Below are 15,131 nucleotides of genomic sequence, written 5' to 3'. Positions count from 1 at the left end.
TTCAGGACTTTTACTATTTAATTTTATTATATTACAATTGAGGACCAGCTGCTACTAAAGATTTTCCTTCTTCGTTATCCGTATATTGAACGAAGTTTTTGATAAATCTTGAAGCTAAATCTTCTGCTTTTGTTTGCCATTCAGCAGCATCAGCATAGGTATTTCTTGGATCTAAAATGTTGGTATCTACATTTGGTAAAGCAGTAGGAACTACAAAATTAAATACTGGAACTGTTTTTGTTTCCGCTTTTTCGATTGAACCATCTAAGATAGCATCTATAATTGCTCTTGTATCTTTGATTGAAATACGTTTTCCTGTTCCGTTCCAACCTGTGTTTACCATGTAAGCTGTAGCATTGTGTTGCTCCATTTTCTTAACTAATTCTTCACCATATTTTGTTGGGTGTAAAGATAAGAATGCTTTTCCGAAACAAGCTGAAAATGTTGGTTCTGGTTGTGTTACTCCTCTTTCAGTTCCTGCTAATTTAGCTGTAAATCCTGACAAGAAGTAATATTTAGTTTGTTCAGGAGTTAATTTAGATACGGGAGGCATTACTCCAAAGGCATCTGCTGTTAAGAAAATAACTTTAGTAGCGTGACCTGCTTTAGAAACGGGTCTTACAATATTTTCAATATGGTTAATTGGATAAGAAACACGTGTGTTTTGAGTAACAGAACCATCTTTAAAATCAATTTTTCCGTTAGCATCAACTGTTACGTTTTCTAACAACGCGTCTTTTTTGATTGCTCCAAAGATGTCTGGTTCGTTTGCTGCACTTAAATCGATAGTTTTTGCGTAACATCCACCTTCAAAATTGAAAACACCATCGTTATCCCATCCGTGCTCATCGTCTCCGATTAATTCACGTTTTGGATCTGTTGATAAAGTAGTTTTTCCTGTTCCTGATAAACCAAAGAAAACAGCCACATCACCATCTTTTCCTTTATTAGCTGAACAGTGCATAGAAGCGATTCCTTGTAATGGCAAGTAATAGTTCATTATTGAGAATAATCCTTTTTTCATTTCTCCACCGTACCAAGTTCCTCCAATTAATTGGATTTTCTCCGTTAAGTTGAACGCTACATATACTTCAGAGTTTAATCCGTGAGCTCCGTAAACTTTGAAACTTGTTTTTGAACCGTTCATTACAATAAAATCAGGCTCTCCAAAATTATCTAATTCAGCTTCTGTTGGACGGATGAACATGTTTTTAACAAAGTGTGCTTGCCATGCTACTTCCATGATGAAACGAACCTTCAATCTAGTATTTTCGTTTGCACCACAAAAAGCGTCAACCACATATAATTTTTTGTTTGACAATTGCTTTACCGTAGTTTCTTTTAAAGCATTCCAAGTATCTTGTGAAATCGGTTTGTTATCGTTAGCTGCTTTATCAGAATTCCACCAAATCGTGTTTTCTGTAACGCTATCTTTAACAATATATTTATCTTTAGGAGAACGACCTGTGAATTCACCTGTCATTACGTTAACCGCACCAAGTTCAGATAACTGCCCTCTTTCAAATCCTTCTAAAGCTGGATTTAATTCTTCATTATATAAATAGTCGTATGAAGGATTGTATATTATTTCTGATACATTAACGATTCCGTACTTTTCTAACGAAATCGATTTCGTAATATGCGTATTCGTATCCATAAATTGTTTGTTATGTTGTGTATTTAATAAAGTGCAAAATTATAAATTATATTTTAGATAGCGTTTTTTTAATTACTGTTTTTTAGATAAAACAGCATAAAATAAGTATCCCCAAGCCGAAACCAAGAACAAACCGCCTATTGGCGTAATAGGTCCTAGAAATTTAGTCTTCAAATTGGTAACCGTGTTTGTCGCTAAAAGATAAATAGACCCTGAAAAAAACAAAACACCTACTATCGTTAAATAAAAAATGATTGAGCGTTCTTTCTCTCCTAAAAAAGTAAAAGTTCCAATAAACAAAAGAAACAATGCATGATACATTTGATAACGCACCCCAACTTCAAATGTTGCCAATTGCTCCATCGAAAGTAATTTTTTTAATGCGTGAGCTCCAAATGCCCCTAAAATTATTGCCGTTATCCCTAAAAATGCGGCAACTAATAGTATTCTTTTGTCCATTTTTTTAAATTTGAGACCAAAGATAGGAAAAGTTTTTATGTTAAATTATGACATAAATCAATAAAATGTTTTCATAAATATAACATTTTACTATCTTCGTGTGATATTTTTACAACACACCCAAAGATGAGACATATTTTAGTCATTGGAGCAGGAAGATCAGCTTCATCACTCATAAAATACCTTTTAGGAAATTCGGAAAAAGAAAATCTACATGTTACAATTGCTGATTTATCGGAAGAATTAGCTAAACAAAAGACTAACAATCACAAAAATGCGAGAGCCATTGCTTTTGATATTTTTAATGAGGCACAACGAAAAGAAGAAATTCAAAAAGCAGATGTTGTAGTTTCTATGCTGCCGGCACATTTGCATTTAGAAGTGGCTAAAGATTGTATTACTTACAAAAAACACATGGTGACGGCATCTTACATTAGTCCCGCGATGCAAGAACTAGACGCTGCGGCTAAAGAAAATGGCTTGGTTTTCATGAACGAAATTGGGCTTGATCCAGGAATCGATCATATGAGTGCGATGAAAGTATTGGATGAAATTCGCGAAAAAGGGGGTAACATCATTTTATTTGAATCGTTCTGCGGTGGATTAGTAGCTCCTGAAAGCGATACTAATTTATGGAATTATAAATTCACTTGGAATCCTAGAAACGTTGTTTTAGCAGGACAAGGTGGTGCTGCAAAATTTATTCAAGAAGGAAATTACAAGTACATTCCGTATTCAAAATTATTTAGAAGAACTGAATTTTTAGAAGTGGAAGGTTACGGAAGATTTGAAGCGTATGCCAACCGAGATTCCTTAAAATACAGAAGTGTTTATGGGTTAGACGACGCTTTAACTTGTTACCGAGGAACGATTAGAAGAGTTGGGTACTCAAGAGCTTGGGACATTTTAGTACAACTTGGAATGACTGACGATTCGTATACTATTGACAACTCGGAAAGCATGACCTATAGAGAATTTACGAATTCATTCTTACCTTATCATCCAACTGATACTGTAGAAATCAAATTACGACACATTCAAAAAATTGATCAAGACGATATTATTTGGGACAAATTAGTTGAAATTGACTTATTTAATCCAAACAAAAAAGTAGGATTAGTAAAAGCAACTCCAGCTCAAATATTAGAAAAGATATTATCAGAAAAATGGGCTTTGGAACCAAATGATAAAGACATGATTGTTATGTATCATAAATTTGGTTATGAATTAAATGGAGAAAAGAAACAAATTGATTCAACAATGGTTTGTATTGGTGATGATCAAACTTATACTTCAATGGCGAAAACAGTTGGGCTACCTGTTGCAATTGCAACATTAAAAATTTTAAACAAAGAAATTACCACTCCTGGCGTACAATTACCAATTACAAAAGAAGTGTACAATCCAATACTAAAAGAATTAGAAGATTACGGTGTAATTTTCAAAGAAATGGAAGTACCTTATTTAGGTTACAATCCACTAAATGTGAACAATTAATCATTATTTCAAGACTTTAAAAATCCGAAATCGTAATTGGTTTCGGATTTTTTTTATTCTATTTGAAATCGATTTTGTATTTTTACTTTCAAATTACCTAAAAATGAAGATAAATCACTTACAAATTGAAATCGACGGAATTGACAAAGAAATCCTTCGCGATTTAATGGACGATGCTCGTAAACCTATTTTACAGATTGCGAATAAAATTGGGATTTCTGGCGCTGCGATTCATCAACGACTAAGAAAACTGGAACAAGCGGGTGTGATTTCAGGTTCGAAATTTATTGTGGATACGAAAGTTTTGGGTTATAGTACGATGGCTTTCATCGGAATTTATTTAGAAAAAGCTTCTAGTAATCCTGAAGTGGTGAAAGAATTGAAGAAGATTCCGGAAGTATTGGAATGTCATTATACCACGGGAAATTGGAGTATTTTAATCAAACTGATTTGTAGAGATAACGAACATTTGATGCAATTACTCAACAAAAAAATCCAACCTATAGATGGTGTTTCACGAACGGAAACATATATTTCTTTGGAGCAACAAATTGAGAGACAAATTCAGTTGTAATTTTTTTTAAATATTGTCACTTCGACGTAAGGAGAAGTCACATATCAAAAGTCTCGAATTATGAGATTTCTCCTTACGTCGAAATGACAAACTAATATAATTTTATTAAAAAAATCCGTCATACTTGCGTCTGACGGATTTTAATTTTATAAAATATTCGTTTAGTCTCTCGAACCTAAAATTTGGAAAGCCCAATATAATAACGACGCTAAAGCTCCTAAAGCGGCAACTACATATGTTCTTGCTGCCCATTTTAATGAATCTTCAGCACCAGCATATTCTTGCTGACTTACCATATTTTTATTTTTTAACCAAGCTAAAGCTCTGTTACTCGCATCGTACTCTACTGGAAGTGTTACAAAACTAAAAGTAGTTGCAATTGCCATTAAAATTAAACCTGCAACCGCTACATAAAAACCAATACCTGATTTTGAAGCAAATCCTAAAATTAAACCTCCCATAATTAACCATTGCGACATACTTGACGAAATGTTTACTACAGGCACCATTTTAGAACGCATCGTTAACCATTGATACGCATGAGCATGTTGCACAGCGTGACCACATTCGTGAGCCGCTACTGCCGCTGCCGCAGCATTTCTTTGGTTATAAACTGCTTCTGACAAATTAACTGTTTTGTTTGCTGGGTTGTAATGATCTGTTAATTGACCAGGTGTTGAAATTACTTTTACATCGGTAATTCCGTGGTCTTGCAACATTTTTTCTGCAATTTCAGCACCACTCATTCCGTTTCGTAACGTAACTTTAGAATAATGAGCAAACTTGCTCTTCAATTTATTACTTACTAACCAACTCACAAGAGCAATAGCTCCAATAATGATATAATATGTCCACATATCTTTTATATTTTAAATTTCTAAATTTACTAAAATCAACAACAAATTACAAGCCAAAGATACAAAATGACATTTTGGCATTCGTTAAATAATTCTAAAAACAATTACTCTTTCATTTGCTTTACTGGTGATTTTTTAGAAACATCCATTACTGGAACCATTCCGTTAGTTGGCACATAGATAATTTGCGGTAAATCGCCTTTATCTGCTAATTTTTCTAACGTTCTAATGAATAAATATTGGTTATAGGTTTCGCTTAATGTTCCGTTTTCTAATTTCATTGCTTCTGCCATACCTTTTGCGCGTTCAATTTCGGCTTGGGCGTTTAATTTTTCTGCTTCTAATTTGGCTTTTGCTTCTTCTACTAAAATTCTACGATTTTGTTCGGCTTTTGCCATTTCTGCTTTTCCTGCCATTTCTTGTTGCCATACGTTATATCTTGGCAAACCAAACATTAAAGCGGCAATAAATATAAACCCAATGACCACAACTCCAGCAATTATTTTTCCAATGTTTCTCTTTTCCATTTTTATAGTTTTTTAGTTTATCTATTATACGTAAAAAATGAAAAATGTTACAAAAAAAATTCTCGTTTGAACTATTATTTTTTTAAACTCAAAAAAAAACCTTCTTTTCTAAGAAGGTTTAAATACTAAAAATTTCTAATTAAGAAGCATCTCTTAATTCATTGGTTTTTTTTATCTCATCAAACAATTGTCTTCTTAAACTTTGTTCACGTTCTATACATACTCTTCTGAAATTTTCATATTCATCTTCTAATTCTTGCAAAACCATTTTAGAACTTTCCGTTATTTTGTTAGCTTTTTTAAATCGATAATACATCGCAATTGAAAAAAGTAGTAACCCTAAAAACAATACCCAAACAAAAACATAATAGGTATCTCTATTTATTGCCATTCCAAAAAGACTAACATTATCGCTATCTTGAATTAACATTTGATTTATAGTAATCAACTCGGACATTTCTTGTTTTAAAACCAAAAGTTCTTTTTCATTTTCAATCAACGTATTTTTTAAAGCAAGTTGATTAGACTGTTCCAGCTGAATATAATTCTGAAGATAGGTTTGAAAATCTAAAGCGTCATCTTTATTGACCATCTTATAATTTTGATAGCTAGATGAATTGTTGAATAAAGTTGAAAACTTTTTTGACAAATTACTGTCTGAAACTTGAGCATTTAAAGAGAATACAAAACAAGAAACAAAAAACAGCACTACTGAAATAGTTATATTTTTCTTCATAGTTTATCGATTTGGGATTAATAAAACTAGTAGATTTATTTTAAAAAAATAATAATCATAATTTTTTGATTTCTAAATATATACATTTTTCAACAACTAACCTCAGATTAACATGTTAAAATGCAAAAATTTAACAAAAAACATGTTTTTTATACCTAAAACAAACATTTTTGTTTAAAAATTTCAAAGTCAAATAAAAAATCCCAAGCTAAGAAAAGCTTGGGATTATAAATTTAAAATTTATTTGCTTTTAGGATTACCCTACCAAATTAATAATTTTACCTGGAACGATAATAATATTCTTTGGTGTATTTCCTGCTAATTGTGCAATAGTTCTTTCGTCTGCTAAAACAATTTCTTGAATTTGCTCTTTGGTTAAATCTAATGGTAATTTAATGGTGAAACGCATTTTTCCGTTGAATGAAACCGGATATTCTTTTTCAGATTCAACCAAATATTTTTCTTCAAATTTTGGGAAAGCAACGGTTGCAATTGACCCTTCGTGACCTAAAGCGCTCCATAATTCTTCTGCAATATGTGGCGCATATGGTGAAACTAAAATCGCTAACGGTTCTAAAATCTCTCTATGATTACATTTTAATTGTTGCAATTCGTTCACGCAAATCATGAATTGAGAAACCGACGTATTGAATGAGAAATTCTCAATGTCTTCCGTTACTTTTTTGATGGTTTTATGTAACGATTTGTACATTTCTGCCGTTGGTTCGTCGTTTACAATTACTGAACCATTGTCATCAAAGTATAATCTCCATAGTTTTTTCAAGAAACCAGCAACTCCTGTAATTCCTGCTGTGTTCCAAGGTTTAGATTGCTCTAATGGTCCTAAAAACATTTCGTATAAACGTAGAGTATCTGCTCCATATTCTTCACAAATATCATCTGGCGAAACCACATTGTATTTCGATTTCGACATTTTTTCTACTTCTCTTAGAACGATAAATTTACCATCATCTTCAGTTAAGAAAACCCCGTCATTAAATTCACTTCTCCAATCTTTTAATTTGACTAAATCAACTTCATTTTCATTTTTAAGAGTAGAAACGTCAATATGAATTGCTCTAAAAACAACTGCTTTAATTTCTTCTTCTGACAAACCTGCATTTGAAAAAATTTCTCTTTTTCTTTCAATCCAATTACTTTCAATAGAATCTTTATTGAGTAGTTCCTTTGATATATATAATGTTGGAGCTGATTTGTTTTCACTTACGGATTGATAAACAAAAGCACTCATCCCTAAAATCATTCCCTGATTAATCAGTTTTTTGAAAGGTTCTTCGGTTGGTGCATAACCTCTGTCTTTTAAGAATTTATTCCAAAAACGAGAATACAATAAATGTCCGGTTGCGTGCTCGCTTCCACCAATGTATAAATCTACGCTTTCCCAATATTTAATAGCTTCTTCGTTAGCAAAATCTTCGGTGTTGTGTGCATCCATATAACGCATCCAATACCAAGAAGAACCTGCCCAACCTGGCATGGTGTTTAATTCTAGTGGGAAAACTTTTGTGTTATCAATTAAATCATTGCTAACTACTGCATTTTTTTCTGTATCCCAAGCCCAAACGGTTGCGTTACCTAATGGTGGCTGACCGTCTTCGGTAGGTAAATATTTTTCAACTTCTGGTAAAACAATTGGCAAATGTTTTTTGTCAATCATTTGTGGTAAACCATTCACATAATAAACAGGAAAAGGTTCACCCCAATATCTTTGGCGAGAGAAAACGGCATCACGTAAACGGTAATTTACTTTTGCATTTCCTGCGCTTATTTTTTCTAATTCTTCGATGATTTTTTTCGTTCCCGATTTGTAATCTAATCCGTTTAAGAAATCAGAATTTATTAATTCGAAACCGCTTTTTTCTCCAAAAGCTGCTTCTGAAATATCTTGGTTGAAAATGTTTTTAATTTCTGGCATTCCTTGCGTTCCTTTGAAGAAATTCGCGAAAGCATAATCGCGCTCATCACCACATGGAACGGCCATTACAGCTCCAGTTCCGTAACCTGCTAATACGTAATCGCCAATCCAAACCGGAATTGGTTCTTTTGTAAATGGATGTTCGGCATAAGCACCTGTGAAAACTCCTGAAATGGTCTTTACATCTGCCATTCTTTCACGTTCTGAACGTTTTGCTGTAGCTTCTACATAGGCTTCCACCGCAGCTTTTTGTTCTGGAGTGGTAATTTGAGCAACCAAATCGTGTTCTGGAGCTAATGTCATAAAGGTAACTCCGAAAATGGTATCAGGACGAGTTGTAAAGACATCAATTTTCTCATCGTGATTGTTTACATTGAACGAAACCATTGCTCCAACTGATTTTCCGATCCAATTTCTTTGCGATTCTTTGATCGATTCACTCCAGTCGATTTCGTTTAGACCTTGCAATAAACGTTCCGCATAAGCAGAAATTCGCATACTCCATTGTGTCATTTTCTTACGAACCACTGGATGTCCACCACGTTCTGAAACGCCGTTTACAATTTCGTCATTCGCTAAAACGGTTCCTAAAGCTGCGCACCAGTTTACTTCGGTTTCAGCTAAATAGGTTAATCTGTATTGTAAAAGTATTTTTTGTTGTTCTTCTGATGAAAATGTTTTCCAATCTTCAGCTGAAAATGGCGCAATGTTATCATCACAAACCGCATTTACATTTGCATTTCCGTTTTTTTCAAATTCTTGTATTAACGTACAAATGCTTTCCGCTTTATCCGAATTTTTATTGTACCAAGATTCGAATAATTGAATGAAAATCCACTGCGTATGCTTGTAATAATCGGGATTAGAAGTACGCACTTCACGACTCCAATCGAAAGAAAAACCAATTCTATCCAACTGATTTCTGTAGCCTTGAATCGTGTTTCCTGATTTATCCACACCACCTTCAATATTCATACGAGTCGTATCCGCTGGATGTTGACCCGTTTGAATCGCATATTGTTCGGCTGGCAAACCAAATGAATCATATCCTTGTGGATGCAACACATTAAACCCTTGATGTCTTTTATATCTTGCGACAATATCAGAAGCAATATAACCCAGTGGATGCCCAACGTGTAACCCAGCTCCAGAAGGATAAGGAAACATATCTAATACATAGTATTTTGGTTTTTCACTGTTATTTGATGCAGCAAAAGTTTGGTTTTCTGCCCAATATTGTTGCCATTTGGCTTCGATTTTTTCGTGGTGGTATTTCATGTCAGTTTTCTGTTATCGGTTTTATCCGAAAAAATAAGGTGCAAAAATACGTTTTATAATACTAAAGTTAAAACTTTGTTGTTATATTCTATGTAAACAAAATATCTTTACTATTTTTACGGCTTAAATAGAATTTTATGGCATCATCTTTTGAAAATTACAACAAGCGACGTTTAATCTCGTCCTACTTTTCGGTAGTTTTAAGTATCTTTTTAGTATTGTTTCTTTTAGGAGCTTTAGGACTTTTTGTAATCAATTCAAAAAAGATAACGAATGATTTTAAAGAAAACATTCCTATGACGGTTTTCTTCAATAACGATGCTAATGATTCTACTATAAGTGCATTTGACACAGAAATGAAAAATGCCAAATTCATTAAGGACTTCGTTTTTGTTCATAAAGACAGTGCCGCTAAAAACAATGTAGATATTGTGGGTAAGGATTTTATGGAATTCTTAGGTTTCAATCCATTACAAAATTCATTTGACATTCACTTAAAAGGTGATTATGTAATTGCAGATAGCATCAAGAAAATTGAGCGAAACATTCGTAAAAACGAAATGGTTTCGGAAATTATCTACGATAAAGAACTAGTAGATATGGTAAACAATAACGTGACTAAAATTAGTCTTTGGATTTTAATCATCAGTGCTATTTTAACCGTTGTTGCGATGTTGTTAATTAATAGTTCGTTACGTCTTTCTGTTTATTCACATCGATTTACGATTAAAACAATGCAAATGGTGGGAGCAACAAAATCGTTCATCAGAAAACCATTTATTTGGAGAAGTATTAAATTAGGATTAATTGGTTCTGGATTGGCTATTGTTGCTTTATTGGCTTTAGTGTTTTATGTAGATGGTTTATTCCCAAGTTTAGGCATTGCAAAAGATTATGTTTCTATTGCAATCGTAATTTTAGGAGTGTTAGTAGTTGGAATCGTAATTACTTCTATCAGTACATTCTTTGCAACACAACGTTTCTTGAATTTAAAAACAGATGATCTTTACTAGTAATCAGTGTTCCAGTATTAAGTGTACAGTGATTTAAAAATTTATAATATGGAAAATAACAATAAACCTGAATTTCTTTTTGATAAAGTAAATTATAAAATCCTTTTGGTTGGATTGGCCGTAATTGGACTAGGATTCATTTTAATGAGTGGTGGCGGAAGCGAAGATCCTAACGTTTTTAATGGTGAAGAATTGTTTAGTTTCAGAAGAATTCGTTTGGCTCCAACAGTTGTTTTAATCGGATTCGGAATTACGATTTATTCGATTTTAAAAAACCCTAAAAAATAGTGTTCAGTATTCAGTTATTAGTAAGCAGGTTTTGCTAATCTCTAATCACTAATCTCTAATTACTAAAATGAATACATTTCAAGCCATTATTCTTGCCATTATTGAAGGAATAACCGAATTTTTACCTGTTTCTTCAACGGGACATATGATTATTGCTTCGTCTTTTTTTGGCATTGCACAAGACGATTTTACTAAACTCTTTACAATCGTAATTCAATTAGGAACAATACTTTCTGTAATTGTTTTGTATTTCAAACGTTTTTTTCAATCACTTGATTTTTACTTTAAATTATTTGTTGCTTTTATTCCTGCCGTAATTTTCGGATTATTGCTTAGTGATTTTATTGATGGTTTATTAGAAAATCCAATCACAGTAGCGATTTCCTTAATTATTGGTGGATTTTTATTGTTGAAAGTCGATGATTGGTTTGGAAATTCAGAAGGAACAGAAATTTCGTATTTAACCGCTTTTAAAATTGGATTGTTCCAATGTTTAGCGATGATTCCTGGTGTTTCCAGAAGTGGTGCCAGCATTGTAGGCGGAATGACACAAAAATTATCGCGAACAACAGCAGCCGAATTTTCGTTTTTCTTAGCGATTCCAACCATGTTAGGAGCGACTTTGAAAAAATCATACGATTATTATAAAGATGGTTTTGTACTTTCAGACGACCAAATTAATTTATTAATTATTGGAAATGTAGTCGGATTTATTGTAGCCTTAATTGCTATCAAATCATTCATCGGATTTTTAACCAAACACGGATTTAAAATCTTTGGTTATTACCGAATCGTTGCCGGATTTGCAATTCTATTGATTCATTTCTTCGTACAAAAATTAACTATTATCTAATGAATGCCGAAGAAATTTTAGCCGGAAAAGTACTTTTAATCGACAAACCCTTGAAATGGTCTTCCTTTCAAGCGGTGAACAAATTGAAATACATTTTAAAACGCAAGTACGATTTACCAAAGAAATTTAAAATTGGTCACGCCGGAACTTTAGATCCGTTAGCGACTGGTTTATTAATTATTTGTACTGGAAAATTCACCAAAAACATTACCGAAATTCAGGCGCAAGCCAAAGAATATACTGGAACTATTGTTTTAGGAGCTACTACTCCATCTTATGATTTAGAAACTGAAGTCGATGCCACTTTTCCAACAGCACATATTACAGAAGCTTTAATTTTAGAAACTACAAAACAGTTTATTGGTGAAATCGACCAAAAACCACCTGTTTTTTCTGCTATTAAAAAAGACGGAAAACGTTTGTACGAACACGCGCGCGCTGGCGAAGAAGTAGAAATTCAATCCAGAAAAACTACGATTTACGAATTTGAAATCACACGAATTCAATTGCCCGAAGTTGATTTTAGAGTTAAATGCAGCAAAGGAACATACATTCGTTCGTTAGCGTATGATTTTGGATTAGCGTTACAATCGGGCGGGCATTTAACGGCGCTTCGTCGTACAAAAATTGGCGATTATGCTGTTGAAAACGGAGTTACACCAGATGATTTTGAAAAATCACTCCTTGATGAAAAATAAAATTCTAATTTTTGTCATGTTTGTTTTCAACTTGTCATTTGGACAGGTAGAATATACTATTGAAGATTCCGATTCTATTCCAACGAAAAATAAAATTACATATACTCAATTTGAAATTTCCGTTCCGTTACAAGGAAATAAAAATCGAGGAGAAGTCTATCCAGATGGAAGAACCAATAACAGCTGGTTTGTTCCAGATGGTATCAATGCTAATTTTGGCTATGGCTTGCATTTTAATAAATGGCTGGGCTTTAGTATCAATTCAGGTATAGGGATGAAACTTTCTGAAAAATTAGTGGTAGCTCCCTTATTTTCAAACCTTAGAATTATGCCAAAAATTGGTGAAGAAACTCGAATTGGAATTGATATTGGGTTAGGACAAACATTTGCTATTGGAAGAGGTGAATTATCTGGAACATTTAAAAGAATAAAATTAAACTTAGAAGCTGATGAAATGCAACTTTTTATTGAAGTTGTTTCCTATGGATTTAAATTAAACAACAATAGTCAAGGAAGTATAAGTCTTGGCATTGCTTTAATATCTTTTTAAAATGAAAAAAATTATCCTATTCACCTTATGGTTTTCTTTTTATAGTTTTTCCCAAAACATAAAACTAAAAACAGGCGACATTTTATTTCAGTCGATGAATTGCGGTCCACTTTGTGAAGCCATTAACGAAGTTACCGAAGGCTATCAAGGAAAAGATTTTAGTCATTTAGGAATGGTGTATGTCAAAAATGATTCAATATTTGTAATTGAAGCTGCTGGAAAAGCGGTTAAAATAGCACCATATAAAACCTTTAAAAGCTACACAAATGAAGAAATGTTTGTTGGAAGATTGAAACGCAAATACCGAAAATATATTCCAGAAGCCATTACTTTTTCATTGCAGCAAGTTGGCGTTCCTTATGATGATGAATATTTGTACAACAATGGAAAGTATTATTGTTCGGAATTAATTTACGATGCGTTTTTACATTCGTACAAAAAACCTTTATTTGATTTGTATCCAATGACTTTCAAATCACCTAAATCGAACGAATATTTTGAAGTTTGGGCCGACTATTATGAAAAACTAAAAATGGAAATCCCGGAAGGGCAACTTGGTTGTAACCCTGGCGGAATTTCCACTTCTGATAAGTTGAGGATTATTGGAACAATTAAATGATTTTTGTTTCACAAAGTTTAATAAAAACCGTTTAAATCTGTGTTGTAAAACATCCGCGTCATCCGCGTTCCAATATTTTAACTTAAAACTTGCTCATGCATTTCCACAATTTCATTCTGAATCGAAATTCCTTTATCGTGTAAATACCATTTTTGTAATTCAATTTTAGCCGTTTCATCTACTACTCCATGAGCCGCTTTGTAATCTAAAATCAATTGTTTGGCATCATGAGGTCTTGGTCCCCAATCAGCAATTACTTCTAAAGTTTCAGCATCTAAAACGATTAATTTTGGAATGGCTTTTCCTCCATTCGTTAAAAAATGTTGCATTAAAGCATCGTTATCATCGCGCAAAGCAATTTTTAATTCAACCTTATCTGTTGCGTCTGCCATTTTATGAATTACAGGAACAATTTGCGCAGCATCACCGCACCAACCTTCGCTTAGCACTAACCAAATGTATTTTTTATCTAAGTTTTGGAGTTTAGCTTTCGTTTCAGGTGTAACTTCTATAGTTTTTTCTAAACGATTCATTCTGGTTTCGTTTAGTTCGGAATATTTTAATAAATCTTCCGATTGTGTATGACCCGTAGATTTTCCTTCAGCAATTAAACTGGTTACTTTTTTTCTGTAATCGGCAAAAGAAAAACTATTTTCTAATGCTTGCTTTAAAGTATTTATCATCTTCTTAACTTTATTTGGCAAATTTAAGTCTAATTTTGGAAATTAAATGTAAGAATTGTTACATATGGATTTAACTTCAAAATCAATCGGATTAGCGCTTTCTGGTGGTGGTTCCAAAGGAATTGCTCATGCTGGAGTTTTAAAATTCTTAACCGAACAAGGCATTGAACCTTCTTGTATTTCAGGCTCAAGCGCAGGAGCCATTGTAGGAACTATGTATGCATTTGGTAAAAAGCCAGAAGAAATTTTAGATTTTTTCAAGTCGATTTATTTTTTTCATTGGAAACATTTTACGTTTAAAAAACCTGGAATTGTAGATTCAGAATCATTCAAAAAATATTTTGAAGAGATTTTTGGAGAAACTACTACACTTAGCGATTTAAAAATTCCGACTTACATCACGGCAACCGATATGGTAAAAGGAAAACTAAAAATTTTTAGTCCCGAAACCAAAATTGTAGATGCTGTTTTAGCTTCAACTGCAGTCCCTGGCATGATTTCGCCTTACGTGATTAAAGAAAAATTATACAGTGATGGCGGCATTTTGAATCATTTCCCAGCCGATTTATTACAAGGAAAATGTGATTCAATTATCGGTGTTTACGTAAGTCCAGTTCAAAATATCGAAGCTAAAAATCTGAATTCAATCAAATCCGTAACATATCGCGCATTAGAATTATTAACAGCTAATTCCAATCTTCAAAAATTTAATCATTGCGATTTAATCATAGAACCCAAAGAATTGATTAACTTTAGTACGTTTGAAACCAATAAATCTAAAATGGATTTAATATTTGAAACAGGCTATAACGAAGCAAAAAAGACATTTGAAAATTTAGCAACATAAATGTCAAAACATTTTTTTTAGAAAAAAGCTATTTAACTATATTTGCACCACAAATAATA

The 15,131-nt window shown here is 32.9% G+C and carries 16 protein-coding genes; 9 read left to right on the top strand and 7 right to left on the bottom strand.

Translation table 11 applies throughout. From position 1 onward, the window contains the following. Window positions 1–31 precede the first annotated feature (31 nt). Complete coding sequence (pckA, locus tag GFJ94_RS09055; RefSeq protein ID WP_153201227.1) at window positions 32–1,657, bottom strand: phosphoenolpyruvate carboxykinase (ATP); 1,626 nt, start codon at window positions 1,655–1,657, stop codon at window positions 32–34. Between the two features lie 72 nt (window positions 1,658–1,729). Further along, on the bottom strand, window positions 1,730–2,116 hold the full coding sequence (locus GFJ94_RS09050) for a DUF423 domain-containing protein (protein WP_153201226.1): 387 nt from the start codon (window positions 2,114–2,116) through the stop codon (window positions 1,730–1,732). Window positions 2,117–2,242: 126 nt separating this feature from the next. On the opposite strand from GFJ94_RS09050, the gene GFJ94_RS09045 reads away from it, so the two are divergent. Continuing rightward, entirely contained in the window at window positions 2,243–3,613 is a 1,371-nt protein-coding gene (locus tag GFJ94_RS09045) for a saccharopine dehydrogenase family protein (RefSeq protein WP_153201225.1), read from the top strand. Between the two features lie 103 nt (window positions 3,614–3,716). Then, window positions 3,717–4,187, top strand: coding sequence for an Lrp/AsnC family transcriptional regulator (locus GFJ94_RS09040; protein ID WP_153201224.1), 471 nt, complete (start codon window positions 3,717–3,719; stop codon window positions 4,185–4,187). A 161-nt stretch (window positions 4,188–4,348) separates the two neighbouring features. Here GFJ94_RS09040 and GFJ94_RS09035 read toward each other — a convergent pair whose 3' ends face one another. From GFJ94_RS09035 to leuS, 4 genes are all read right to left on the bottom strand, one after another. After that, the gene (locus tag GFJ94_RS09035; RefSeq protein ID WP_153201223.1) at window positions 4,349–5,044 is read right to left on the bottom strand and encodes a zinc metallopeptidase; all 696 of its coding nucleotides are present in this window, start codon (window positions 5,042–5,044) and stop codon (window positions 4,349–4,351) included. A 104-nt stretch (window positions 5,045–5,148) separates the two neighbouring features. Beyond that, window positions 5,149–5,571, bottom strand: coding sequence for a hypothetical protein (locus GFJ94_RS09030; RefSeq protein WP_153201222.1), 423 nt, complete (start codon window positions 5,569–5,571; stop codon window positions 5,149–5,151). Window positions 5,572–5,710: 139 nt separating this feature from the next. After that, window positions 5,711–6,307, bottom strand: a complete 597-nt coding sequence (locus GFJ94_RS09025) for a hypothetical protein (protein WP_153201221.1) — start codon at window positions 6,305–6,307, stop codon at window positions 5,711–5,713. 256 nt (window positions 6,308–6,563) lie between these two features. Next, complete coding sequence (gene leuS, locus GFJ94_RS09020; RefSeq protein ID WP_153201220.1) at window positions 6,564–9,521, bottom strand: leucine--tRNA ligase; 2,958 nt, start codon at window positions 9,519–9,521, stop codon at window positions 6,564–6,566. Between the two features lie 137 nt (window positions 9,522–9,658). Here leuS and GFJ94_RS09015 point away from each other — a divergent pair, with 137 nt between their 5' ends. The 6 genes from GFJ94_RS09015 (at window position 9,659) to GFJ94_RS08990 (ending at window position 13,542) form a co-directional block, all read left to right on the top strand. Then, the gene (locus GFJ94_RS09015; protein WP_153201219.1) at window positions 9,659–10,534 is read left to right on the top strand and encodes an ABC transporter permease; all 876 of its coding nucleotides are present in this window, start codon (window positions 9,659–9,661) and stop codon (window positions 10,532–10,534) included. A 48-nt stretch (window positions 10,535–10,582) separates the two neighbouring features. Beyond that, window positions 10,583–10,822, top strand: coding sequence for a DUF3098 domain-containing protein (locus GFJ94_RS09010; RefSeq protein WP_153201218.1), 240 nt, complete (start codon window positions 10,583–10,585; stop codon window positions 10,820–10,822). Window positions 10,823–10,889: 67 nt separating this feature from the next. Then, on the top strand, window positions 10,890–11,675 hold the full coding sequence (locus GFJ94_RS09005; RefSeq protein WP_153201217.1) for an undecaprenyl-diphosphate phosphatase: 786 nt from the start codon (window positions 10,890–10,892) through the stop codon (window positions 11,673–11,675). Further along, on the top strand, window positions 11,675–12,373 hold the full coding sequence (gene truB / locus GFJ94_RS09000; protein ID WP_153201216.1) for a tRNA pseudouridine(55) synthase TruB: 699 nt from the start codon (window positions 11,675–11,677) through the stop codon (window positions 12,371–12,373). Before GFJ94_RS09005 ends, truB begins: the two co-directional genes overlap by 1 nt. Next, a complete protein-coding gene (locus GFJ94_RS08995; protein ID WP_153201215.1) occupies window positions 12,363–12,923 on the top strand; it encodes a hypothetical protein in 561 nt (186 codons plus the stop codon). Before truB ends, GFJ94_RS08995 begins: the two co-directional genes overlap by 11 nt. 1 nt (window position 12,924) lies before the next feature. Continuing rightward, window positions 12,925–13,542: a YiiX/YebB-like N1pC/P60 family cysteine hydrolase gene (locus tag GFJ94_RS08990; RefSeq protein WP_153201214.1), complete on the top strand. Its 618-nt coding sequence runs from the start codon at window positions 12,925–12,927 to the stop codon at window positions 13,540–13,542. Between the two features lie 77 nt (window positions 13,543–13,619). Here GFJ94_RS08990 and GFJ94_RS08985 read toward each other — a convergent pair whose 3' ends face one another. Continuing rightward, entirely contained in the window at window positions 13,620–14,225 is a 606-nt protein-coding gene (locus GFJ94_RS08985; RefSeq protein ID WP_153201213.1) for a thioredoxin family protein, read from the bottom strand. Window positions 14,226–14,289: 64 nt separating this feature from the next. Between GFJ94_RS08985 and GFJ94_RS08980 the strand changes: the two genes are divergently transcribed. Then, window positions 14,290–15,072, top strand: coding sequence for a patatin-like phospholipase family protein (locus tag GFJ94_RS08980; RefSeq protein ID WP_153201212.1), 783 nt, complete (start codon window positions 14,290–14,292; stop codon window positions 15,070–15,072). Window positions 15,073–15,131 lie beyond the last annotated feature (59 nt).

Source organism: Flavobacterium sp. LMO8 (assembly GCF_009495755.1).
Classification (GTDB): Bacteria; Bacteroidota; Bacteroidia; order Flavobacteriales; family Flavobacteriaceae; genus Flavobacterium.
Note: the sequence above shows the minus strand (reverse complement) of the source record. Positions and strands in the feature narration are given on the sequence as shown.